Below are 24,586 nucleotides of genomic sequence, written 5' to 3'. Positions count from 1 at the left end.
AAAGAGTGCTTGGCTTTTCTTTTTGACTTTCTTACTATATAATAAAAGGGAAAGTGAGTATCTTATGAAAATAGATGATTTAGAACAAAGTAAACATGTCGAAGACCGTCGTGGTCAATCCGGCAACCAGTATTCAAGTGGATCTGGAAATGGTTTGGGAATGCTCCTGCAACTTCTGATGTCTTCAGGACGAGGAAAATGGCTAGTTATTCTTATCCTCATTGTTGCCTTTGTCGGTGGAGGCATGAATTTAGGAGACCTGTTTGGCGCTAGTTCGTACCAAGCCAACTATTCTACACAGCAGACTGCTTCTCCTTCTGCATCAGACAAGGATGCTGTTTTTGTCAGCAAAATCTTCCAATCCACCGAAGACTTTTGGCAAGAAGAATTTGCCCAAAATGGTAAATCTTACCAAGCACCAACCATGGTTCTTTACTCTGGGAAAACTCACACCAACGGATGCGGAGTTGGAAGTGCACAAGCTGGCCCATTTTACTGCCCAGCAGATAAAAAAGTATATATCGACCTCAGTTTTTACAAAGAGTTATCCACCAAATACAATGCGGCAGGCGACTTCGCTATGGCCTATGTCATTGCCCACGAGGTCGGACACCACGTCCAAAATCAACTCGGTACGATGGACAGCTACACACGTGCCCGCCAAGGTAAATCAGAAAAAGTCGCTAACGCTCTGAATGTTCGTCTGGAACTGCAAGCTGATTATTATGCTGGCGCGTGGTCCAAATATGTCCAACAGCAGGGGCTTTTAGAAATTGGCGATATCGATGAAGCCTTAGCTGCCGCTCATGCTGTCGGAGATGATACCCTCCAAAAAGCCGCCTATGGTACTTCTGTTCCAGATAGCTTCACGCACGGCTCGTCCGCCCAACGTCAAAAATGGTTCAAACGCGGATACCAATACGGCGACATCCAGCACGGTGATACCTTCTCAAGTGATATATAAAAAAGAGCCACACACAGAGCTCTTTTTATTACATCATAGCTGACTTCAAATAAACATCCACCATTTTTTCCGTTGCAACAACTGAATCCATGTGGGTCCGTTCGTAGGAGTGGCTTGACTCGATACCAGCACCAAGAAGAGCGTGACGTACGTCCGCACCAGCTCGCATCGCTGCCGAAGCATCACTTCCGTAGTAAGGATAAATATCTAATTTGAATGGAATCTGATTTTCCTGAGCCAAGGCAACCAAGTGTTGGCGCAATTCATAGTGATAGGGGCCTGAACCGTCTTTGACACAGATAGAAACCGTGTATTCATCCGTTTGTTGGTCGTCACCCATGGCACCCATATCCACCGCTAGGTATTCCACTGTTTGAGCAGGGAGACTAGAGTTAGCACCGTAGCCAATTTCCTCATTGTTTGAGAAGTAGAAATGAGTCGTATAAGGAAGGACGACTCCTTCTTCTTTGTAAACTTTCAAGAGATGAATCAAAATGGCAGCTGACACCTTGTCATCCAAATGACGGCTCTTGATGAAACCTGACTCTATCACTCTTGTCCGCGGATCAAAGGAAATAAAGTCACCAACTTCAATTCCCAAAGCACGCGTTTCAGCAGCAGTCGTTACTTTTTCGTCCAAACGAATTTCCATGTTGGTTTGATTGCGCTCTGCGGTATTGGCATCGCGGTAAACGTGAACGGAAGTTTGGTGCATGAGAATGGTACCTGTATAAGTTTTTCCATTGCTTGCCACGTGAATCAAACAGTTTTCTCCCTCGATAGACGGATAACCAAATCCACCAACCAAGTCCATTTTAAGGCGACCATCCGGTTTAACCGCACGGACAATGGCACCTAAAGTATCCAAGTGAGCTGTTACCACACGGTGTTCCTGGTCATTTTCCCCTTGAACAGAAACCATGACACCACCCTTAGGTGTCTTATGCGCAGCATAGCCAAAACTTTCTACCTCTGCCTTAATGTAATCCATGATAGCTGTAGTAAAGCCCGTTGGAGATGGGGTATTGGTTAATTTTACAATATAATCAAGTGTATTCATGAAGCCTCCTTTTTGCATGACTCCATTATACCATCTATCAGGATATTTTTGTTATACTAATAGTATGAAAACATACGAAAAAATTTATCTCCTACTGGCACAATCCACCAGTGCTATCAGCGGTGAAGAATTGGCAAAGGGACTGGGAATTTCACGTACAGCCGTTTGGAAAGCCATCCAGCAACTTGAAAAACAAGGACTTGTGATTAATGCCGTACAAAATGTCGGCTATAAACTTATCAAAGGAGACCTGCTGGTTTCCGATTGGATTTCCCAGCAACTCGACTTGCCTGTCCACTACAACCCAACTAGTCGCTCGACACAGTTGGATGCCAAAATCGGATTGGAAAAGGGGAATAGCGCTCCTGCAATTTATCTAGCTCCCAATCAAGAAGCGGCGCGTGGTCGATTTGGTCGTGCATTTTTTGCCCAAGCAGGCGGCATTTATATGACTCTTCATCTGACGCCCCAGGCTTCCTTTTCTCAAGTGAAGCCCTATACCGTCCTAGTTGCGGCAGCTATTGTCACAGCTATTAACAATCTAACCGGTCTTCAGCCGCAAATCAAATGGGTCAATGACATCTACCTCCATAACAAAAAAATGGCAGGAATATTGACAGAGGCTATTTCATCCATTGAAAATCAAACAGTCACTGATATGATGATTGGTATCGGACTGAACTTTCACTTGGACCATTTCCCAAAAGAGTTAGAAAGCAAGGCCGGTAACCTTTTTCAAGAGGTGCCTAGCATTACGCGCAATGAACTCATCGCAGAAATCTGGCGTGTCTTTTTCACTTATACCGACGACCAACTGGTGGCTATCTATAAAGAAAACTCACTCGTTCTCGGCAAACAAGTGAGCTTTATGGAAAATCAACTAGCATATGAGGGAATCGCCACTGCTATCACAGACAAAGGTGAACTGTTCGTCCGATTGAATAGTGGGCAGGAAAAAATCTTATCTAGCGGGGAAATTAGTCTTTCTTCTTGGGACGAGTCGTCACAGCCTCAATAAATTTTGTTACACGGTAACTAAAACGCAGATTGCGGAAAACAAAAAAAGCATACAAGCAAGCCCAGAAATAATCTCCTGCAAGAAAAGCTGCATTCATCCAGTAAGTCGCAAGAGCCGTAAAAATAGCTAAAAATAAAAATTGTGAAACTCTCATATCATTAGTATAGCAAAAAAACGGCCTATTGGCTGTTTTTTTGCTATTTCACGGACTTAATTTTCAATAATAAAAAACTTGCAAAAGCTAAAGTTCCCATTGATAGATAGGCTGCTAATTCCGTGTGCTGTGTTGCCACAAACACCATAAACATAGATAACAAACTGACTATGCACGTCAACAAGAAACCCAGAGCAGATTCTATTGCGCCCATTTTATCTTCTGGAATTTGTTTAAAAAATAATTCTTGAAGTTTTGGATTGATTATTCCCAAGAAGAAGGCATTGCCGAGAGCGCCAAGGAGAATTAAACCAAAACTTGAAAACAATATCCCCAGTGTCATAAGAAAACTTGCTAAATTAGAAAATAGAATAGCCTGTTGTATAGATATTTTTTTCATCAAAAAAGCTGTACCCACATTCCCAAATAGCATTCCTAGAAAAATAATAACAGATAATAACCCTAAGGAAAATCCTATCGACAACCCCAGAAAACTATGTTTCATCAACAATAAACTAGATAAAGGCATCATCATACCTAAAATACTTTGACCAATTGCTACTACTGTATACAACTTTAACACTGTTGAAAAATGAAACAATACTTGTAACGATTGCCAAATATGTAGGAAATAATTTTTCACATTAAAGTCTGTTACCTGCGGTAGTTCTTTTTCATACCCTCTCAAATCCTTACGAATATAAAATAATCCACCAAAAGCAAATAGGAAAGTCAAAGCGTTGATTATCGCAAACCATTGCAGACTGACAAAGCCTAAGGCTACCCCACCACAAAGATTGGCAAATACTTGCACAACGCTCCCAATTGCTTGATTAAAGCCCATTGCTTCAGCAACATCTTCACTAAGTAACTTTATAAATATAGGAGTTATCATTGAACCTGTAAATCGGCCAAACATATCAGAAAATAAATTGATAATACAAATAATTGCAACACTTAGAATTGTTAAATCGCTTCCTGATAATACTGCTACAAAGCTATAGAGAATAAACTTCATAAAACCTAATACTAAACATTTGGTAATTCTATTTTTTTGAAAATCTGCAAAGCTTCCGATAAATAACTGAAGTATCTGCGGCAACTGCTCCGAAACAGTGATTAGTAAAACCGCCAATGGAGCAAAGGAATAACCCGATACTGCTTGCATAATCGCCAAATAAAACATAGTATCACCCAATAAAGAGATACTTTGATTCAGCGCAAGTTGTCTAAAATCTCTGTTTTTTAGAAAAACATTCATATTTTCACTTCCTATCTAAACTAAATAAAAATTTCTCTTTTAAAATTGTCCAGTAAACTCCAAGTGTTCCTGTACCAAAGTCAAAAACTGATTGACTAGGATCTTCACTTTGAAAAATCAGATATCCATCTGAATTTCGATAAGATCGTGTGAGCAAGATAGCTACAATTTTTTCATACAGTTCTTCATTTTCTGTATATACAACTGTTTGTAAGAGACTAGCTAAACCATGGCAATAGCTTGTTCCCATGTTAAGATGCTGCTTAAACAGTTCATTTTGAACTTGGATCAACAATGAATGATATTTTTTCTGTTCAACTAAACACAAGTACAATAATAAACCAGAATAACCTTCACACCATGAATAATCTAGCGATTCCAATTTATCAAAGCCGACTACTAATTGATTTTTTATTTTATCTGCAATAGTATTCGAAAAATTTTGTATTACTTTATCATAAGTTGGATCCTCATAAAATTGAGAATAGCAATGCAATACATAAGCAAGACCCGCCTGACCATGGGCAAAGCCAAATTCTATCAAAGTATTAGCCGTTGTAGTGGAAAAAGATTGGAAAATCTCTTGAATATTCTCTTTAATAAACAAATCAACTCGTTCATCTTCTATAATACTTGCATATTTCATTAAAGATAAGAGTATGCCAGCTTTTCCCAAAGCAAAATCTACATGTTGCTCACTGTGGTAGTTTTCCATTAGCGTTTGACTGATATGCTCACAAATAGAGCGATAATAGATCGCGCTACTAGTTTGGAAAAGTTCAAGCATCGACCATAAATAACCTGCACGCCCAAATAGTAAGGAATTCTCATAACCAGAAGGCGGTAGTACACTTATCACTTCTTCAACTCGAGAAATTAAATTCCTTATTTTCTCTGTCTTTTCCTCCTGAACTCTATTCGTCATTATTAGATAACCAGCCAAGCCATGTTGCATTGATTGTGGACTAACAAATTCGCCAAATTCACTTGATTTAGCAATTCTACCACGCTTATCTACCGTTCGTTCTAATAAACCATCTATGATGACAGCAAGTTCTTCATGAAAATTATTTGATGGAAACTGAACTGGATGAGGTCGTATAGGTACCTTACTTTTATCTTCAAAGAGCATTGGAATATCTTGAACAATCCGTGTCGTTTCACTCATCATTAACACCGTTTTTATCCAATTCGCTTGCAATGGTGTTATATTATCCGACTCCACTGCAAAATCAATCGCCAACAATACCTTTTGTAAGAGACTAAAATTTGATTTTTCATCTCCTTTTGAAAAAGGAAGTACGTGTCCTAGCAAAATAGCCAGTGCCACCATACCAAGGGCAAAATAATCTTGCTGTATCGTCGCAACTGATAAATCCTTATCTTGATTCAACATCCCTGGTGTTTGAACTCGTCTAACCGGATTCTTTTCTTTACTAATATTTTCTAAATCAATTAAGATTACTTGCCCGTTTTCTCTATAGATAAAATTCGTTGGAGACAAATCTATCAACAAATAACCTGAACGGTGAAGTTCATTAACGATTTGAATAATATTTCGAATATATTCTTCTTTCTGTCTAGCAGAAATCCCTTTCTCTAAGACTAGCTCAAAAAAATTGTTTCCAGCTATTTCCGTTTGAACCAAAAAATAATTTCCATCCACATAAAAATCATCTACGTAATCAGCAGTATAACTTTTATCTGAAAATTCCTGTAGCATCATTTTCTCATTTTTTAATTCATCTACTGCAAACCACTCTCCTTTGGAGTCATTTCCTACGAAAGGTCTAGCTTGTTTGATAATTACAGACTGTTCTGTATCTTTTTTGATAGCTCGATACACATTTCCCCGATTTGATTTTTTTATGATAGAAATAAAATGATAATCTTTAAGTTTTGAACTTACTGAAGTTTCTTTTCCATTTGAAAAATAATATTTCGTTTCTTCTTCAGAAAATAATGGAGCTACCCATTCTGGAGTATACGGTGAACTCCTCCGAATATCTTCCACAAGAATCCCTTTATCATCTTCTACCATGTAGAGTACTTCATTCTTTTCTTAATTAAATACCCGCTGCGCTTGGAAACCACCATATCGATAATGAATTGGCGAATTTGCCCCGCATTGATGATCACTCATAATTTGAGGAGCTTGATAATCCTTTAACAAATCTTTCAGCTGAAAAATTAATTTTCTAGCTTTTTCGCCATCATTCGGATAAATCGTTATAAATTTGTTAGCAGTTGGAGTACTATTTCTAGGAGAATTGATTTCTGCTAACACTTGACTATTTTTAGCTACCTTGAAATTACATTTTTCTTGTAATAACAATTGTGAGACCCGTTCAAAAATAGCAAGAGCATCTGTCATCTGACTACTAATATGTATCTTCCAACCCTGATTTTTAAGTTTACTCCCAAAAGCATAATAAACCCACGTCCCATTGTCTTCTTGAGCAATGGATTTGAAACTAGTAATTGCATTTTTTAATAAATCCATATTTTATACCTTTAAAATTGGCAGGCATAGAATAATCCATACCTGCCCAACAAACTATTAGCCTGCTCCCGTAACACCACAAATCACAATCGTTGATCCGCAAAGCTTCCATCCATATGATCGTGTGTATTCTACTGGCAATGCTTCCAATTCAAGTACTGAATTCATATTTTATCTCCTTTTCTATTTAGTTGAACTCTCGTTCTCAATTAAACTATTCGCAATAAATTCAAAAAAATCAACAATTAGTTCAAATTTTTAAAAAAATAAGACTTTTTACCAACATGAATCATGATTCTGATGGTAAAAAGTCTTATTTTGTATCACTTTAAAGACAAGCTAGGCATTGCTCATTTTTTGTACTATTTAGAGTTAGAGCAATCAGCTCAACACTCATGTCTAATCCTCCATAATAGTCACATTATCCGCTAAAAATTGAAAACCGTCTGGGAGGACCGACTCTTCCTTTTCTTCAACAGTCTCTGATTTTTGCCCTTTGACCTTGGCTGAGAACTCCGCGCGAATTGCCAACCAATCTTCTTCAGCAATGGCTAAAATCTGAGGCGAGAAGCCTGCGGCAGTGCTAAGAATATTGCCAAACATAGTATTGAGATTGTCCCGCTTCATGGTCTGCTCGGCATTGAATCGCGAGTCAAAGGCCAAGATAGCATGATTTTCATTGGCGGCTACTGGTTTTGACCCCACCAAGAGCGCCTTATCCGCGCCAGCCAAACTTTCAATCACTTCTCCCCAAGCATTCTGCAAGCGGATGAGATTTTCACGCGCAAGATTTGGATTTTCCATCGCTTCTTGCAAAATCAAGTGTACGCGATTGGTATCCGGACGATAGGCCTTGCGTGTCTGAGTCTTGCGACTGACTGGTTTGACTTCTACCGATTGGGTCGAAAGGCTATTAACCTTTTCTTGCAAGGCGACAACTTGAGATTGCAATCCAGCAATCTGCTGAGCAATATTTTCAGGAATAGCATCCGCTGGCTGAACAGCCTTGGTCTGCGCCAATTGAATGGTCAACATCTCAGCATAAATCTTAGGCTGGGGACTGGATTTGATATCCGAGAGCCCCTTGGTCACTTGACCAATCAACTGAAAAATCTGACTCTGTTCCTGTGAGAGATTATCCGTAAATGCCGTACTAAAATGCGTATTTTCCCCACCAGTTTGGACAATAATCAAATCTCTGAGGTAATGAAGCAAATCCGTCGCAAACCGTGTCATACTTTTTCCATTGTCAAAAATGGTCTGAAGCTGCGCCAATGCTCCCACTGCATCCTCTTGCCGCACCGCTGTCACATAATCATCCAGAGCAGAAAGACTGATAGAGCCTGTGATTTCCTCTGCAATGGCAAGGGAGACATGACTTTCCTGACTGAGACTGAGAGCTTGGTCTAGGATAGACAAGGCGTCCCGCATCCCACCTTCTGCGCGACGAGCAATCATTGCCAGAGCCTGCTCCTCGTAAGAAATCCCTTCCTTCTCTAAAAGCCAAGCCAAATGCGCACGGATAGCTGACGTCTGGATAGCCTTGAATTCAAAACGTTGCACACGGGACAAAATCGTCGCCGGAATCTTGTGCAATTCAGTCGTCGCAAGAATGAAAACCACATTTTCAGTTGGTTCTTCCAGTGTCTTCAAGAGAGCATTGAAAGCCCCTGTGGACAACATGTGGACCTCATCGATGATATAGACCTTGTATTTGGCCAAACTCGGTGCATAAGTAGACTTATCTCGAATCTCACGAATCTCATCCACACCATTGTTGGAAGCTGCATCGATTTCGATGACGTCCTCTAGACTACCTTCCGTAATAGCTTTACAGATGTAGCAGTCATTACAAGGCTCCCCGTTCACCTGATTAGGGCAATTCATGGCCTTGGCAAAAATCTTGGCCGCCGAAGTCTTCCCTGTTCCACGTGGACCTGAAAATAGGTAGGCGTGGCTAATTTTTTCCTGCTCGATAGCTTGACGAAGCGTTGTGGCAACGACTTCCTGCCCCACCATTTCCTCAAAGGTCTGGCTGCGGTATTTTCGATAAAGCGCTTGGTACATTAGTTTCTCTCTCCAAACATGGCAAAATTCCAGTCCGTTTTTTCAATCAAAATGGCAACAAATTGCTCCAAAAATTCTTGGTCAATAGCGTCATAATCTCCAACCAAACTCGAATCCAAGTCCAATACTCCTAGCAGTTTCCCATCTTTTACCATGGGCACCACGATTTCAGACATGGCTGTGCTATCGCAAGAAATGTAGTTGGCATGCGTCCGCACATCATCCACAATCAAGGTTTTCCCTGTTTGAGCGGATTCGCCACAGACACCCTTTCCTAGTGCAATATGGACGCAAGAAACATGACCTTGGAAGGGTCCCAACATCAATTCTTGTCCATCAAAAAGGTAAAATCCTGTGAAAACAGAATTAGGCAAGGCCTGTCTTAACAAGGCAGAGGCATTTGAAAGGTTGGATAAAGCATTCCATTCCCCATCTAAGAGAGCTTCGTGCTGAGCCAATAACAACTGATACTGTGATATTTTTTCTTGTGTTTTCATAAGGGTATTATACCATATAATGTGAAGAGAAAGCACTTCCGACTGTGAGCACTTCTACCTTACTGGCTAAAAAAAAAGAACTTTGTGCCATAATGTCAACATACAAGCAGATTGGAGACTAACATGCAATACTTTACCTTAAATAATGGTGTACAAATGCCAGCAATTGGCTTTGGTGTCTTTAAAATTCCCAGAGAAAAAACAGAACAAGCCGTATTAGATGCGATTGAAGTCGGATACCAAAAATTTGATACCGCACAAAGTTATTACAACGAAGAAGAACTAGGAAATGCGTTGAAAGCATCTGGACTAAAACAAGAAGAATACTTCGTAACCACAAAAGTTTGGATTAACCACTATGGCTACGACAAAACCATCACATCCGTAGAAGAAAGCCTGAAAAAACTCCAGTTAGACTATGTTGATTTGGTACTGCTCCATCAGCCTTTCGGTGATTATTATGGTGCTTACGGGGCTTTGATTGAGCTGAAAAAAGCAGGAAAAATCCGAGCAATCGGCGTCTCTAACTTCTATCCAGACAGATTGACGGATATTGCAGAGTTTAGCGAAGAAGTCCCTCAAGTCAATCAAATTGAAATTAACCCATTTTTTGTGCAAAATGATGCGATTGAAAATATGAAATCAGAAGGTGTTCTTGCCGAGGCTTGGGGACTTTTCCGAGAAGGAAAAGATGGTATTTTTACCAATACAACCTTACAAGAAATCGGTAGTCACTACAATAAGAGCGTCACACAAATCATTCTACGATGGCTCTATCAAAAAGGCGTTTCTACAAACTGTAAATCATCTAAAAAAGAAAGAATGCAAGAAAATTTTGACATCTTTGACTTCACTTTAACAGATGAGGAGATGAAAAAGACTGACCAATTAGATACAAATACGAGCTTGTTTATGGACCACCGAACAGTCGGTGCAGTTAAACGGTTTAAAGTATTGATAGAGGAACGACGCAAAATGAATGGGTAAATCCGATTTACCTCAAATCAGAATTGTCAGCGAACCTACAAGTAGACTTTCTGCCCTCCCTACCTCTCAGCCGAACAAAAGCACCTACTCCTAGAAGTAAGTACTTTTGTTCGTTTTTTGTATTTAGTTATTTCCTTTGCTGCCAGTAACTAGGGCGTTTTTGCTCATATTGGGCAATCAAGTCCTCATATTGCAGGGTAATGCCGATGTCATCTAGGCCGTTCAAGAGCTTGTGCTTCCAGTCAGCATCCATGTCAAAGTCAAATGTTCCAACTGGTGAGATAATTTTCTGCTGCTCCAAGTCAACCGTCACTTCTTGGTCCGGACTTAGCCCAGCTAACTTTTCCCGCACCTCACGAGGTTGGACAATGGGTAAAATTCCATTATTGAGGTCATTGTTATAGTGAATATCACCAAAAGAACCCGCAATAATCACACGAAAACCATAGTCTGCCAAGGCCCAAGCCGCATGTTCCCGCGAAGAACCTGCCCCAAAATTATCGCCGCTAATCAAAATACTGGCCTTACGATAAGGAGCGTGATTTAGGATAAAATCAGGATTTTCCGTGTAAGCATCATCCAGATAACGCCAGGCATAGAGCAAGTATTTCCCAAAACCTTTTTTATCAATCAACTTCAAAAATTGCTTGGGCAAGAGCTGATCGGTGTCAATATTGTCATTCATAAGAGGAACTGTTGTCCCTCTGTAAATCGTAAATTCTTGCACACTAGACCTCCTCTAATTCAGCCAACTGTCGTACATCCACAAATCGGCCTGCAATTGCTGCCGCCGCTGCCATAGCTGGGCTACACAGATGAGTCCGAGCGCCAAAGCCTTGACGGTCTTCAAAATTTCGATTGCTAGTTGAAGCAGCGTGCACACCACTCGGTACCTTGTCAGGATTCATTCCCAGACACATAGAGCAACCGGGGTCACGCCATTCAAATCCCGCATCCATGAAAACCTTATCCAAACCAAGTTTCTCAGCAGCATGCTTGACCGGACGAGATCCCGGTACCACGATGGCTGTCAGATTTGGAGAGATTTTCTTGCCCTTGACAATCTTAGCTGCCAACTGCAAATCACTCAATCGTGCATTGGTACAAGAGCCAAGAAAAACGTAACCCAAGTCTATATCCTGAGCTCTGTCGCCGGGCTGACTGCCCATATACTGATAGGCTCGCTCATCATTGAAGTCACGAATAGCTGGAAATGGTTGGTCGAAAGAGACTGCCATGGCTGGATTGGTTCCCCAAGTGACCATAGGTGCCAAGTCTGCTACATTCATCTCGATGACCTTGTCATAGACTGCATCCTCATCTGAAACCAAGGTCTGCCAGTCTGCCACCGCTGCTTCAAAATCTGCCGGTGCACACTCTCGACCGCGAAGATAATCATAAGTTTTCTGGTCTGGATTCATTAAGCCCATCTTGGAGCCAAATTCAATGGACATATTGCAGATGGTCATACGTTCTTCCATCGAAAGATTTGCTACTGCCTGGCCCGCGTATTCGACTACATAGCCGACACCACAAGCCACACCATATTGGGCAATCAGCGCCATAATATAGTCCTTGGCGTAAACACCCTTGCCCGGTTTTCCGACAAATTTGACCAGCATACGCTTGGGCTTGACCTGCCAAATGGTCTGGGTCGCAAAGACGTGCTCTACTTCCGATGTCCCAATACCAAAAGCAATGGCACCAAAAGCACCGTGTGTCGCTGTATGGCTATCTCCACAGACGATAAATTTCCCCGGCTGAGTTCGACCAGTTTCCGGGCCGACCATATGTACAATGCCTTGCTTGTCCGAACCATGCTCAGCAGTTTCAACATCAAATTCCACCACATTTCGAGCCAAGGCATCCATCTGTGCCTTCGAAATCACATCACGGATATTGTGAATATCAACCGTTGGTACATTGTGATCAAAAGTCGCAAATGTCAATTCCGGTCTCCGTAAACGACGCTCCGCCTCTCGCAAACCGTCGAAGGCTTGGGGGCTAGTCACCTCATGGATGTAGTGCTGGTCCACATACATGAGCTGAGGTTCGCCTTCATTTCCATGAATGACATGGCGGTCCCATAATTTATCAAAAATACTTTTTCCACTCATTCTAGCCTCCAAATTCCGTAAAAAAGGGCAAGGTCTACTAAAATTCCCAGTACCCAAATTGCTTGAAAATACCACTTACGTGTCTTGTGATGGAAAAATCGACCGGCTAAAAAAGCACCGATTCCCCCACCACACACACTCAGTAGCAATAATGTTTTTTCAGGGGTACGCCAGTTATTTCGAATAGCCTTACCCTTGTCTATGCCATAGATGGCAAACACGACAATATTCCATATGAGTAAGAGTAGCATTCCTGCTTGTTTGATTGTCATAATTGATTGATAATGGCCTCTGTCATCTCAGATGTCGAGGCAGTTCCTCCTAAATCTCGCGTTAAAATCCCTTTGGCCAAGGTTTGCTCAACCGCTTCTTCAATCATGGTCGCGCCAGCTATTTCGCCAAACGACTCCCGCAACATCATGGTAACGGATAAAATCATGCTGACCGGATTTGCCACACCTTTTCCTGCAATATCAGGTGCCGATCCGTGAATAGGCTCATAGAGACTGGGGCCATTTTCCGAATGACTGGCTGACGGCATGACACCCAAAGTTCCCGGTAAGACCGAAGCCTCATCCGACAAGATATCGCCGAATAGATTTTCCGTGACAATGACGTCAAATCGGGCTGGATTGGTAATCATGACCATGGCTGCGCTGTCCACCAACTGGTGCTCCAAGGTGACATCTGGATAATCTTGAGCCACTTGGTCTGCAATTTTTCGCCATAATTTTGACGTAGCCAGAACATTTTGCTTATCGATACTAGTCACTTTTTTACGGCGAGTTCTTGCCATATCAAAAGCTTGAACCATAATTCGGCGGATCTCATCAGCTGTATAATCATTAACATCACGTGCTTGATTTTCTTCTAAAAGATGCTGACCAAAGTAGATTCCTCCTGTTAATTCTCTCACAAGGACAAAATCTACGCCAGCAATTCGCTCTGCTTTTAAGGGAGATAGGTGCTCTAAGGCTTTAAAAATCCGTACAGGACGAATATTGGCAAAGAGTCCCAACTCCTGTCGAATGGCCAAGAGTCCTTGCTCAGGTCTAACTGCAGCATTGTCATACTGAGGTCCGCCAATAGCAGCTAGCAAAATAGCATCCGCTGACTTAGCAGCTTCCAAAGTACTAGCTGGAAGAGGATGACCATGGCTGTCAATCCCAGCTCCGCCAAATGGATGCGCCTCCACTTGGTAACTAAATCCAATTTTTTCAGCTACAGCTTCTAAAACCTCCAGACCGGCTGCCATGATTTCTGGCCCAATACCGTCACCTGCTAAAGAAACTATTTTCTTAGTCATTTCTAGTCCTCATTTCTTGGAAAATCTTTTTCAGATAAAGGTGTAGTTGGCTGACTATTTTCCTTTTGTACTTTGATATTTGCGTTAATATAGGCAATCGCTGCGGCTTTCAAAACATCAAAGTCAATCCCTGTCGCATTGAAAATGGTATCTGTATCTTCATTTTCAACTGTAACATTTACAGCGGCTTGGGCATCAATCCCGTTGGTAATGGCATCGATGGTAAAGCTATCCAAACGAACTGCCTGATGGAAGAATTGGTCAATAGCATTGAAAATTGCTTCGACTGAGCCTTTTCCATCTGCCACCAGGTTGACACTTTCTGCTTCCTGATTCACCATGGTCACGGTCGCTGTGATCCTTTCGTCAGTATGTGAAGCCAACTTGAGGTCTCCAAAATGAAAGCCTTCTACATTTTCAACCGTGGTTCCGGCCACCAAGGCGCGGATATCCGAGTCGGTAATATCCTGCTTCTTGTCGGCCAAGTCCTTGAATTTGGCAAATAAAGTCTTAATTTCTGCCTCATCAAACTCCAATTGCAAGTCTTTTAACTTCTCGATAAAGGCATGACGACCAGACAACTTGCCCAATGGTAGTGAATTGGACTTGACCCCAACCAATTCTGGCGTGATGATTTCGTAGGTCAGTGGATTTTTTAAGACGCCATCTTGGTGGATGCCTGACTCGTGTGAAAAGGCATTTCCACCCACTACAGCCTTGTTTTTCGGAATTGGAAGTCCAGAAAAACGAGAAATTATCTCAGACGTATTAACCGTTTCAGAGAGGACAATCGGGCTAGCCACTTGATAGTAGTCCTCGCGAATATTAAGGGCAACTGCCACTTCTTCCAAGGCCGCATTCCCAGCTCGTTCCCCGATACCATTGACAGTTCCCTCTACACGACCTGCACCATTTTTAATAGCTGAAAGGGTGTTGGCAACTGCCATTCCCAAGTCATTATGGCAATGAGGACTGAAACGAATGTCACGGTCAGATTTGACATGTTCAATCAAGTACTTGAAAATATGCCCATATTCCTCAGGCGTGGTAAATCCAACCGTGTCTGGAATATTGATGTAGCTGGCACCCGCGTCCACAGCGGTTTGAACGACTTCCAGAAGAAAATCAGGCTCTGTCCGAGTGGCATCTTCAGGAGAGAATTCCACCACTTCAAATTTACTACGGGCATAAGAAACATGCTCTGTGATGGCAGCTAAAATTTCTTCCTTGGTCTTATTGAGCTTAAACTCCCGGTGAATAGGACTGGTAGCGATAAAGACATGAATCTGAGGATATTTTGCCCCTTTTAAAGCTTCATAGCAGGCATCAATATCCGACTTGACCGACCGTGCCAAGCCTGTCACTGCTGTCTTTTTCATAGCAGCTGCAATGGCTTGAACTGCTGCAAATGAATCTGGACTAGCCGCAGGAAATCCCGCTTCAATGGCTGAAATACCCCATTTTTCAAGCTGTTTTGCAATTGCAACCTTTTCCTTAACTGAAAAATTGACCCCCGGTGTCTGCTCACCATCTCGCAGACTAGTATCTAAAAATTCTACTGTACGCATACTTCCACCACTTTCTATTTCATTTGATAAAAAAACATCTCACTTAACCAGCGAGATGCCCTTCCCGCTTGGTAAGCCAAACAGGACTAATGCTGATTTGCACTAGCCCTCGGATCGCAACAACAAGTTTTGTTTATAACTTGACACCATTTGGCATTCTCCTTGAAATGTGATAATCCTATTTTAGCAGTGCAATTGTTATTTGTCAAGAATTTTCTGATAATTTTGTGAATTCAGTCAACTATTCCACAAAAAAGCAGAATAGTCTCCTATCCTGCCTTCACTTCTTCTAAAATCTCTCTCAGCCATTCAAGTTGGCTCTTGTTGCGCGCAATCGCACGACGAAGAATCAAATAATGGCCATAATTATTTTCAATAGCTGCCTGATCTGCAAACAAGGTCGCTTTTCGGCCTTCCATATGCGCCAAATGCGATTCCAAAATATCAATCTGCCCCTGCAACAAATCCGGAATCCGCTGATCGTCCATCTTTTGGATGAAAAACATTTTGAGTGAAAAGATGTCTCGTTGCTTGGGCGTTTCTTGGTTGGGAATAGCCAACCACTCGTCCAACATTTCTTGACCGTGGGCAGTTAAACGGTACATTTTTTCTTTGTCATTGTCCGGTAAACCGTGACAGGTCAAGTAGCCTTCAGTGGTCATCCGCTTGAGTTCAGGGTAGACTTGACTATGGGCAACCTGCCAGAATTCACCAATTTCACGATTAAAAAAGGTGATAATGTCTTTGCCCAGCATTTCTCCGCCATTTGATGACATAATTCCTAAAATAATATGTGGTAAAATTCGTTCTCTTGGCATATTAGTTGCGCTCCTGCAAAATACTTGCGACTTTTGTATTGATTAAGTCGATGGCCACCACATTGCTGACCCCTTCAGGAATCACCACATCTGCATACCGCTTGGTTGGCTCAATAAATTGGTGGTACATGGGTTTGACAACCGTCGTATACTGATCAATAATACTATCCAAGCTACGACCGCGTTCAACCATATCCCGCTTAATACGGCGAATAATGCGAATATCGTCATCCGTATCAACGAAAATCTTGATGTCCATCAGATCGCGCAAGCGCTCGTCTTCCATCACCAAAATACCTTCGATAATAAAAACATCTTGAGGTTCTTGGCGATAAGTTTCCTTGCTACGCGTGTGCTGAGTATAGTCATAAATGGGAATATCCACCGGACGTCCTGCAATCAATTCCTTGATTTGCTCAATCATAAAATCTGTATCAAAGGCCAATGGATGGTCATAATTAGTCTTAACCCGCTCTTCAAATGTCAGGTGATCTTGATTTTTATAGTAAGAATCATGCTCAATCATAGCAATTTTTGAATCAGGAAAATTGGCCAAAATTGCTTGGGAAACACTTGTTTTCCCTCCTCCAGAACCACCAGTCACTCCGATAATAATGGTTTTTTGAATCATCTCTCTCTCCTCTTTCTTCATTCCACCTATTTTACCAAAAATCATGCTATAATGAAAGGTAGAACGCCCAAGGAGGTCATTCATGTTAAAACTTGGAATTATTGGAACCAGTGCTATCTCTCATCACTTTATTGCTGCGGCAAATCTTTCGCAGGCCTATCGCTTTACAGCTCTTTACTCACGTCGTCTGGAAACAGCTCAAGACTTTGCAAAAGACTACGAGGATGTCAGTCTCTTTACAAATTTGGATGATTTTTTCGCGTCAGACATGGACGTGGTTTATATTGCAAGCCCAAATTCGCTCCATTTTGAGCAAGCTTGCCTGGCATTAAAAGCTGGCAAGCACACCATTATTGAAAAACCAATGGTATCCACACCTGCTGAATTGGCACACTTGCGCCAGCTCTCAGATGAACACCAAGTCTTTCTTTTTGAAGCCGCTCGCAACTACCAAGAACAGGCTTTCCAGATTATTCGGAACTTCTTGGCTGAAAAAACGGTTATCGGCGGACATTTTACCTACGCAAAATATTCTTCAAAAATGGGTGCCCTATTAGCTGGGAAAGAGCCTAATATCTTTTCATCTGACTTTTCAGGCGGGGCGCTCATGGACCTCGGCGTCTACACGCTTTATGCAGCGATTGGGCTGATTGGCAAGCCTGCTACTGCTCACTACACAGCTGTGCAGCTGCCAAATACCGTTGATGTCAATGGTGTAGGCCAACTCATTTATGACACCTTTCCGGTGACGATTCAAGCCGGAAAAAACCTGACGAGCAATCTTCCAAGCGAAATCTACACTACCGACGGAACCTTGGTCTTAAACGATTGTCAGGATGTTCGCTCAGCTATTTTCACTAGCTACGACGGAACAAGTACAAGCCTACCAATCATGGCAGCTCCCCACCAAATGCTAGAAGAAGCTCAAGCCTTCGCCCAAGCCATTCAAACACAAGACAAGACAGCGGTTGAGCATTGGCTAGATGATGCTCAAGCTGTCCACGAAACACTTAACACTATGCGCCAAAGCGCAAACATTACATTTAAGGCGGATTTACATGCAGGAACAATTTCCAACTAGTTGGCAAGAACAGCTAGAAACACTTAATTTTACAGAATTTACAGCCATCCAAGAGGCAGCTTTCGTTCCCATCACGTCTGGGAACAATGTGCTCGGTATCAGTCCAACTGGAACCGGTAAAACTCTGGCCTACCTCTGGCCTAGCTTATTAAAAGTTACACCCAAAAAAGCCCAGCAATTAGTCCTTTTGGCTCCAAATACAGAGCTAGCCGGTCAAATCTTTGACGTCTGCAAATCTTGGGCCGAACCAATCGGACTCACAGCCCAATTATTCCTATCTGGCTCCAGTCAAAAACGACAAATCGAACGCCTCAAAAAAGGACCGGAAATTCTCATCGGAACGCCAGGTCGGATTTTTGAACTCATCAAATTAAAAAAAATCAAGATGATGAACGTCAACACCATCATTCTAGATGAGTTTGACGCATTATTCAGCGACTCTCAGTACCATTTCGTGGATAAAATTCTTCGCTATGCACCACGGGATCATCAGCTGATTTACATGAGTGCGACTGCTAAGTTTGATGAAAGCAAATTAGCTAGTGATGTGGTTAAATTGGACCTACAAGACCAAAAATTGGATAATATTCAGCATTATTACATGATGGTTGACAAGCGCGACCGGATTGAGCTCTTGCGCAAACTGTCCAATATCCCCGATTTCCGCGCGCTAGCCTTTTTCAATAGTCTATCTGACCTAGGCGCGACCGAAGAAAAGCTGACCTATCGCCAAGCAAACGTCGTATCGCTTGCTTCTGACGTCAATGTCAAATTCCGCAAGGTTATCATCGAGAAATTCAAGCAACATGATATCAATCTCCTCCTCGCAACAGACCTAGTTGCCCGTGGAATGGACATCGACCAACTCGAATGTGTTCTCAACTTTGAAGTGCCACGTGATTTGGAAGTCTATACTCATCGTGCGGGCCGAACTGGTCGCATGGGCAAAAAAGGCTTTGTCATCACACTTGTTACCAATCCAAGCGAACTGAAAAATCTCAAAAAATATGCAGCTGTCAGCGAACTTGTCTTAAAAAATCAAGAGTTTTATAGAGTATAAAAAGCAAGGAATTCCTTGCTTTTTATTATTTTCAAATTTTATCCTTCCATAGGTTGATATTCTTTTGCTAAAGCCCGCTGAACAGCTGGTCGATTTTTGATTTTCTCTGCCCAGGCCAATACATGTGTGTAAGACTGTCCATCAAGAAAGTCTGCGGCGCCTGGATACAAATTTCCATCTAACAGGCGACCATACCATGACCAAATTGCCACATCTGCGATACTGTACTCTTTGCCCGCTACGTAAGCATGCTGTGCCAATTGCTGGTCCAGCAAATCAAGCTGACGCTTGGTCTCCATAGTATAGCGGTCGATAGGGTATTGCTGCGCAGTCGGTGCATAGTGGAAGAAATGCCCGAAGCCGCCGCCAACAAATGGAGCTACACCCGTTTGCCAAAAAAGCCAGTTGAGCACCTGCGTGCGCTCTGCCAAGTCAGTCGGAATCAAGGCTGAGAATTGCTCTGCCAGATAAAGTAAGATATTGGCAGACTCAAATACATTGATACCTATCTCTTGGTCCAACAGTACAGGAATCTTTGAATTAGGATTAAGCACCACAAACTCCGACCCAAATTGCTCTCCTTTCCCGATGTCCACCTTAAACAAATCATAGTCAGCCTGATGGCCTAATTCAAGTAGCTCTTCTAGAAGGATCGGTACCTTAATGCCATTTGGCGTTGCCAAGGAATAGACTTGAAAACGGTGCTCCCCTTTGGATAATGTTTGCTCAAATCGGCTACCTGCCGTTGGTCTATTTCCTGAAGGAGCATTATTTTCATCTTCCCAGCGCCAAACAGCTGGTTTTACATATTGGTCCATCATGTTCTCCTTTACACATTTATAACCATATCTTACCCAAAATCTGGGTGGATTGCAAAAATTCAACACAAAAAAGACTGCCCGAAGACAGTCTTTGCATTACAAATTACAATGAGTTTGTATCAACTTTGATACCAACACCTTGTGTTGTAGTGATTGTAAGGCTTGTGATGTAAGTACCTTTAGCTGTAGCTGGTTTAGCTTTTACGATAACATCGTTGAAAGCTTTGAAGTTTTCAACCAATTTGTCAGCTTCAAATGATACTTTACCGATGATCGCTTGAACGATACCTGCTTTGTCAGCACGGTAAGTGATTTTACCACCTTTAGACTCTTCAACTGCTTTAGCAATATCCATCGTTACTGTACCAGTTTTAGGGTTTGGCATCAAGTTACGTGGACCAAGCACGCGACCAAGACGACCAACAAGTGCCATCATGTCAGGTGTAGCGATTACGACGTCAAAGTCTAACCAACCACCGTTGATTTTAGCAACAAGGTCTTCTTCACCAACGAAGTCTGCACCAGCAGCTTTTGCTTCTTCAGCTTTTGCACCGCGAGCAAATACCAATACGCGAGCAGTTTTACCAGTACCGTTTGGCAATACCATTGCACCACGGATTTGTTGGTCTGCTTTACGAACGTCGATGTTCAAGTTGTAAGCAACTTCTACAGTTGCGTCAAATTTTGCAAAATTTGTTTCTTTTGCAAGTGCTACAGCTTCTTCAACACTGTAAGCTTTTGTGCTGTCGATTTTCTCAAGAGCAGCACGCATTTGTTTGCTTTTTTTAGCCATTAGATATGTTCTCCTTGTGTTTTCAATAAATCGGTTACGATTTCTACTGATACAGATTAGTCAGTAACAGTGAATCCCATTGAACGAGCTGTACCTTCGATCATGCGCATTGCTGATTCGATGTTTGCAGCGTTCAAGTCAGGCATTTTTGTTTCAGCGATTTCTTGTACTTGCGCACGAGTTACTGAAGCAACTTTAGTTTTGTTTGGTGTGCCTGAACCTTTTTCAACACCTGCAGCTTTTTTCAAAAGAACAGCAGCTGGTGGTGTTTTACAGATGAAATCAAATGATTTATCTTCATACACAGAGATAACAACTGGGATGATCATACCAGCTTGGTCAGCTGTACGAGCGTTGAACTCTTTAGTGAATCCCATGATATTGATACCTGCTTGACCCAATGCTGGACCAACCGGTGGAGCTGGAGTAGCTTTACCTGCAGGAATTTGAAGTTTTACGAGTTTTTCGACTTTTTTAGCCATGATATAAAATCCTCCTATTGTGGTTCTTTCGGTAATTAAAGATTTTTACCTCCCACAAGTATGTGTCGAACACATACTCTTCTAGTATACAGATTCCTTGCTTTTATTGCAAGTTAAAAGTTTACTTTTTTAGAGTTTTTTTATAGAATAAAGACATGAATCTGATCTTATTAAAAATAGCTGCTATTCTTTTTCTTATTTTGACGCTACTGATTTCTGTTATCTTGGTCAAACTCCTCGGTTTACGGAAAAGAGGGCTTAATTTTGCTGATCTGGCCTTTCCTTTATTTGTCGGCGAATTTTACCTAATCTCCGACAAGGCCTACTACCATAGTATGCTTCCATTATTGGGACTTGCCTTGGGCTTGTTGGCTCTGGTCTTGTGCGCCCTCATGGTCTTTAAGAAACGCAGTTTTGATACAGGAAAATTTATGAAAACATTTTGGCGAGCAGGATTTATTCTCACTTTTTTGATGTATCTCGCCCTCGTCATCTCTGTTTTCTTTATGAAATAAAGCCCAGCAATCGCTGGGCTTTTCTTATTCATGTATTTCAAGCGGTAGACCATCTGGGTCAAAGAAGAATGCCATTTTCTTTTCATCAAAATCATCCGTTCGCAAGTCTTCGTGACGGATTTCTAACTGGTCAAATGCTTCTAGACAGGCTTCAACATCCTCGACTTTAAAGGCTAGATGACGCAATCCTGTATGCTCTGGACTGGGCATGACAGGTCGAAGCGGAGCACATGGCTTGATGAAGATTTCTAGTATTAGATTTCCCTTTTTGACATTGAAAAGAATGTCATTTTTTTCTGGTCGAATATGCTCATCCAACTGCTCAAAACCTAATTTGTCCACATAAAATTCACGCATTTTTTCATAATCACGGCCAATAATAGCTACGTGGTGCACACTTTGAAATTCCATTACTGTGTCTCCAATACTTTTCTAGGCTTGGTTCCTTCTGCAGGTCCGATTACTCCGGCCTCCTCTAGTTCTTCCATGAGACGAGTCGCACGGTTAAATCCGACGGACAAGCGGCGCTGAATCATAGACGCGCTGGCCTTTTGTGTCTCGATAACAAGCGCACGCGCTTCTGCAAAAAGAGGATCTCCATCCAATGTGGCGCTGCCACCATTTCCAGAAAAATCATCGCTTTCGGATACTTCTCCTGGGTCAAAGCTTTCGTCGTATTCAGCATCTGCCTGGTCTTTGATAAAGGTCACAATCCGCTCTACATCACCATCTGAAATGAAGGAACCTTGCAAACGAAGGGGAGCCGATTCTCCAATTGGGTGAAAGAGCATGTCGCCTCGTCCCAAGAGTTTTTCCGCCCCGTTTTCTCCTAAGATAGTCCGACTGTCCGTCCCCGATGCCACCGCAAAGGCAACACGGGATGGCACATTGGCCTTAATCAAGCCGCTAATAACATCGACAGATGGGCGTTGAGTGGCCAAAATCATGTGAATCCCTGCCGCACGCGCCTTTTGCCCTAGGCGAATAATGGCATCTTCAACTTCCTTGCTGGCAACCATCATGAGGTCAGCCAATTCATCAACGATTACGACAATCAATGGCAGAGGAATTTGTTTTTCCTGCGACTGAGCATTGAATTCTTCAACCTTAGCATTGTACCCTTCGATATTACGAACACCAACTTTACTGAAGAGTTCGTAGCGATTTTCCATCTCATCAACGACTTTTTGCAAGGCGCGACTGGCTTTGCGAGGATTGGTCACCACGGGAATTAGCAAATGGGGAATGTCATTGTAGACAGATAATTCTACCATTTTAGGGTCAATCATCATAAACTTGACTTCATCTGGTCGAGCCTTCATGAGAATGCTGGAGATGATGCCGTTTACGGCGACAGATTTACCCGAACCTGTAGAACCGGCCACCAAAAGGTGAGGCATTTTGGTCAAATCAAAACTTTTGGCTGAGCCATTGACAGCCTTACCAAGCGGTACTTCCAAAAGCTTTCTTGGATTAGTCTGAGCCTGTTCCCACAATTCACGGAAGGAAACGGAGGCAACTTCTGAGTTTGGCACTTCAATCCCAACCAAGGATTTACCAGGAATCGGTGCTTCAATTCGGACGTCCTTAGCCGCAAGCGCAAGTGCCAAGTCATCTGCCAAGTTAGAAATCCGATTGACACGAACTCCGACTGCGGGCTTGACTTCATAGCGAGTCACCGATGGACCAATCTCTGCGCGCTCTACTACGACCTTGATGCCAAAACTCGCAAATGTATCTTCCAAGACCTTGATATTTTGGCGAACCAATTTTTTCTCATTCACCTGACTGCTAGCCTTGGCTGGCGCAAACAAGTCAATTGATGGCAATCGGTAGGCCAAACGATCCTTCAATGTCGGAGCTGTTTTGGCAAAGACAATCTCCTCATCCCCTTCTTCTGGAACTGCTTCAAAGGGCTCTTCGTCTGCTAGCAGAACCGGAAATTCTTCTTCTAGAGAGACGGGCATCTCTTCAGTTGGAAAATCAGGTAAATGAAGGTCTTGATAATCTCGGATAATGGGCTCATGCGGGATGTCTTCTAAGATTTCGCCTGTTTCCATATCGACTGATGGGTAGGCAAGTAAAGGTTCTTCCTCTAACAAAGACTGCCGTTCAGCCTCTGCCAAAGCTTCTTGCTCCCGACGAGCCTCTTCTTCTGCCAATCTAGCTTCTTTTTCCGCTTCCTTAGCCCATCGTCTTTCTTGGCGCTTTTCAGCACGAATGGCACTTTTTTCTTGGTATTTTTCCACCGCAAGGGCAAACATATCTGCCAAATCATAAACCGACCAAGGACTCATGAAAAAGAGACCAAACGTAATCAATAGTATCCCAATGAAAAAGCTACCGATTGTCGCAAAGAGAAATGAGACCGGCATGTAGAGCAATCCACCAACAAGGCCTCCTCCTAGATAATGAGTCACCTGAAACTTAGTCGTGTCCTCCAACAAGAGCTGAACCGTATGGGCAAATAAATCCTCTCCCTTATAGGTCACATCCAAATAGGCTTGAAATTCCAATAAAATTCCTGCTAAAAACAAGAGAAAACCAGAAAGAACCCCTTCTCTGCGATGAATACGTTGGCTGAATAAGAGATAAACTGCAATCCCAACTAACAAGAGATAGGCTGAACTTCCCGCAATAGCACGGAGAATATTATAGGCGGTAAGCCCAAATGCACCCATCTTCACGGCTGCAAATCCCAGTAAAATCAAACCAGCAATCCGCAGCAATAAGGCACGCATATTCTGCCGCTGCGCCTGCTCAGCCTTGGTCGGGCGACGCGTTGTTTTTCCTTTTTTTGTATTTTTCTTCATAAAATCCTCACTATTCCATATCTTTTTATTTTATCATATTTCTCCTATTTTTTCAGATATGAAAATAGCC

At 42.3% G+C, this 24,586-nt stretch carries 25 protein-coding genes; 6 read left to right on the top strand and 19 right to left on the bottom strand.

Features of this window, described 5'->3' with window-relative positions; all coding sequences use genetic code 11:
• The first annotated feature begins 64 nt into the window (after positions 1-64).
• The gene (gene ypfJ, locus J2T50_RS00240; RefSeq protein WP_253362489.1) at positions 65-964 is read left to right on the top strand and encodes a KPN_02809 family neutral zinc metallopeptidase; all 900 of its coding nucleotides are present in this window, start codon (positions 65-67) and stop codon (positions 962-964) included.
• 28 nt (positions 965-992) lie between these two features.
• Here the strand turns inward: ypfJ and J2T50_RS00235 are convergent, their stop codons facing one another.
• Positions 993-2,024, bottom strand: a complete 1,032-nt coding sequence (locus J2T50_RS00235) for a M42 family metallopeptidase (RefSeq protein WP_253362487.1) — start codon at positions 2,022-2,024, stop codon at positions 993-995.
• Between the two features lie 64 nt (positions 2,025-2,088).
• Between J2T50_RS00235 and birA the strand changes: the two genes are divergently transcribed.
• Positions 2,089-3,042 carry a bifunctional biotin--[acetyl-CoA-carboxylase] ligase/biotin operon repressor BirA gene (gene birA, locus J2T50_RS00230; protein WP_253362485.1) on the top strand — a complete coding sequence of 318 codons (954 nt, stop codon included), beginning with the start codon at positions 2,089-2,091 and terminating at the stop codon, positions 3,040-3,042.
• On the opposite strand, the gene J2T50_RS00225 is transcribed toward birA, so the two are convergent.
• From J2T50_RS00225 to J2T50_RS00200, 6 genes are all read right to left on the bottom strand, one after another.
• Complete coding sequence (locus J2T50_RS00225) at positions 3,002-3,196, bottom strand: DUF3272 family protein (protein WP_253362483.1); 195 nt, start codon at positions 3,194-3,196, stop codon at positions 3,002-3,004. The two genes, birA and J2T50_RS00225, sit on opposite strands and share 41 nt — an antisense overlap.
• 43 nt (positions 3,197-3,239) lie before the next feature.
• On the bottom strand, positions 3,240-4,457 hold the full coding sequence (locus tag J2T50_RS00220; protein WP_253362482.1) for an MFS transporter: 1,218 nt from the start codon (positions 4,455-4,457) through the stop codon (positions 3,240-3,242).
• A 4-nt stretch (positions 4,458-4,461) separates the two neighbouring features.
• Positions 4,462-6,498 carry a lanthionine synthetase LanC family protein gene (locus J2T50_RS00215; RefSeq protein ID WP_253362481.1) on the bottom strand — a complete coding sequence of 679 codons (2,037 nt, stop codon included), beginning with the start codon at positions 6,496-6,498 and terminating at the stop codon, positions 4,462-4,464.
• A gap of 21 nt (positions 6,499-6,519) precedes the next feature.
• Positions 6,520-6,960, bottom strand: coding sequence for a class III lanthionine synthetase LanKC N-terminal domain-containing protein (locus tag J2T50_RS00210; RefSeq protein ID WP_253362480.1), 441 nt, complete (start codon positions 6,958-6,960; stop codon positions 6,520-6,522).
• Between the two features lie 399 nt (positions 6,961-7,359).
• Positions 7,360-9,027: a DNA polymerase III subunit gamma/tau gene (gene dnaX, locus J2T50_RS00205; protein ID WP_253362479.1), complete on the bottom strand. Its 1,668-nt coding sequence runs from the start codon at positions 9,025-9,027 to the stop codon at positions 7,360-7,362.
• On the bottom strand, positions 9,027-9,524 hold the full coding sequence (locus J2T50_RS00200) for a GAF domain-containing protein (RefSeq protein ID WP_253362478.1): 498 nt from the start codon (positions 9,522-9,524) through the stop codon (positions 9,027-9,029). The genes dnaX and J2T50_RS00200 overlap by 1 nt, the downstream gene beginning before the upstream one ends.
• Positions 9,525-9,647: 123 nt before the next feature.
• Between J2T50_RS00200 and J2T50_RS00195 the strand changes: the two genes are divergently transcribed.
• Positions 9,648-10,511, top strand: coding sequence for an aldo/keto reductase (locus tag J2T50_RS00195; RefSeq protein WP_253362477.1), 864 nt, complete (start codon positions 9,648-9,650; stop codon positions 10,509-10,511).
• A gap of 127 nt (positions 10,512-10,638) precedes the next feature.
• Here J2T50_RS00195 and leuD read toward each other — a convergent pair whose 3' ends face one another.
• The 7 genes from leuD to udk all read right to left on the bottom strand — a co-directional run bounded on the left by leuD (position 10,639) and on the right by udk (position 16,951).
• Positions 10,639-11,238 (bottom strand): 3-isopropylmalate dehydratase small subunit, encoded by a 600-nt coding sequence (gene leuD / locus J2T50_RS00190; protein WP_253362475.1) that lies wholly within the window; start codon positions 11,236-11,238, stop codon positions 10,639-10,641.
• A gap of 1 nt (position 11,239) precedes the next feature.
• Positions 11,240-12,628, bottom strand: coding sequence for a 3-isopropylmalate dehydratase large subunit (leuC, locus tag J2T50_RS00185; RefSeq protein ID WP_253362473.1), 1,389 nt, complete (start codon positions 12,626-12,628; stop codon positions 11,240-11,242).
• Positions 12,625-12,900 (bottom strand): DUF1294 domain-containing protein, encoded by a 276-nt coding sequence (locus J2T50_RS00180; protein WP_253362470.1) that lies wholly within the window; start codon positions 12,898-12,900, stop codon positions 12,625-12,627. The genes leuC and J2T50_RS00180 overlap by 4 nt, the downstream gene beginning before the upstream one ends.
• Positions 12,897-13,934, bottom strand: a complete 1,038-nt coding sequence (gene leuB, locus J2T50_RS00175) for a 3-isopropylmalate dehydrogenase (RefSeq protein ID WP_253362468.1) — start codon at positions 13,932-13,934, stop codon at positions 12,897-12,899. Before leuB ends, J2T50_RS00180 begins: the two co-directional genes overlap by 4 nt.
• 2 nt (positions 13,935-13,936) lie before the next feature.
• Complete coding sequence (locus tag J2T50_RS00170) at positions 13,937-15,502, bottom strand: 2-isopropylmalate synthase (RefSeq protein WP_253362466.1); 1,566 nt, start codon at positions 15,500-15,502, stop codon at positions 13,937-13,939.
• A 269-nt stretch (positions 15,503-15,771) separates the two neighbouring features.
• A complete protein-coding gene (locus J2T50_RS00165; RefSeq protein WP_253362464.1) occupies positions 15,772-16,320 on the bottom strand; it encodes a PadR family transcriptional regulator in 549 nt (182 codons plus the stop codon).
• A 1-nt stretch (position 16,321) separates the two neighbouring features.
• Positions 16,322-16,951 carry a uridine kinase gene (gene udk / locus J2T50_RS00160; protein WP_253362462.1) on the bottom strand — a complete coding sequence of 210 codons (630 nt, stop codon included), beginning with the start codon at positions 16,949-16,951 and terminating at the stop codon, positions 16,322-16,324.
• 82 nt (positions 16,952-17,033) lie between these two features.
• On the opposite strand from udk, the gene J2T50_RS00155 reads away from it, so the two are divergent.
• Complete coding sequence (locus J2T50_RS00155; protein ID WP_253362460.1) at positions 17,034-18,032, top strand: Gfo/Idh/MocA family protein; 999 nt, start codon at positions 17,034-17,036, stop codon at positions 18,030-18,032.
• Positions 18,010-19,092, top strand: coding sequence for a DEAD/DEAH box helicase (locus J2T50_RS00150; protein ID WP_253362458.1), 1,083 nt, complete (start codon positions 18,010-18,012; stop codon positions 19,090-19,092). The genes J2T50_RS00155 and J2T50_RS00150 overlap by 23 nt, the downstream gene beginning before the upstream one ends.
• 38 nt (positions 19,093-19,130) lie before the next feature.
• Here J2T50_RS00150 and yghU read toward each other — a convergent pair whose 3' ends face one another.
• The 3 genes from yghU to rplK form a co-directional block, all read right to left on the bottom strand.
• Positions 19,131-19,910 carry a glutathione-dependent disulfide-bond oxidoreductase gene (gene yghU, locus J2T50_RS00145; RefSeq protein ID WP_253363277.1) on the bottom strand — a complete coding sequence of 260 codons (780 nt, stop codon included), beginning with the start codon at positions 19,908-19,910 and terminating at the stop codon, positions 19,131-19,133.
• A 106-nt stretch (positions 19,911-20,016) separates the two neighbouring features.
• Positions 20,017-20,706 carry a 50S ribosomal protein L1 gene (gene rplA / locus J2T50_RS00140; RefSeq protein ID WP_253362456.1) on the bottom strand — a complete coding sequence of 230 codons (690 nt, stop codon included), beginning with the start codon at positions 20,704-20,706 and terminating at the stop codon, positions 20,017-20,019.
• A gap of 56 nt (positions 20,707-20,762) precedes the next feature.
• Positions 20,763-21,188, bottom strand: a complete 426-nt coding sequence (rplK, locus tag J2T50_RS00135) for a 50S ribosomal protein L11 (RefSeq protein ID WP_253362454.1) — start codon at positions 21,186-21,188, stop codon at positions 20,763-20,765.
• A gap of 161 nt (positions 21,189-21,349) precedes the next feature.
• On the opposite strand from rplK, the gene J2T50_RS00130 reads away from it, so the two are divergent.
• The gene (locus J2T50_RS00130; protein WP_253363275.1) at positions 21,350-21,703 is read left to right on the top strand and encodes a DUF3397 family protein; all 354 of its coding nucleotides are present in this window, start codon (positions 21,350-21,352) and stop codon (positions 21,701-21,703) included.
• Between the two features lie 24 nt (positions 21,704-21,727).
• Here the strand turns inward: J2T50_RS00130 and gloA2 are convergent, their stop codons facing one another.
• The gene (gloA2, locus tag J2T50_RS00125) at positions 21,728-22,114 is read right to left on the bottom strand and encodes an SMU1112c/YaeR family gloxylase I-like metalloprotein (protein WP_253362452.1); all 387 of its coding nucleotides are present in this window, start codon (positions 22,112-22,114) and stop codon (positions 21,728-21,730) included.
• On the bottom strand, positions 22,114-24,516 hold the full coding sequence (locus J2T50_RS00120; RefSeq protein WP_253362450.1) for a DNA translocase FtsK: 2,403 nt from the start codon (positions 24,514-24,516) through the stop codon (positions 22,114-22,116). The genes gloA2 and J2T50_RS00120 overlap by 1 nt, the downstream gene beginning before the upstream one ends.
• Positions 24,517-24,586: the final 70 nt, after the last annotated feature.

This window comes from Streptococcus gallinaceus (assembly GCF_024170225.1).
Lineage (GTDB): Bacteria > Bacillota > Bacilli > Lactobacillales > Streptococcaceae > Streptococcus > Streptococcus gallinaceus.
This window is presented reverse-complemented; position numbering and strand designations above follow the sequence as displayed.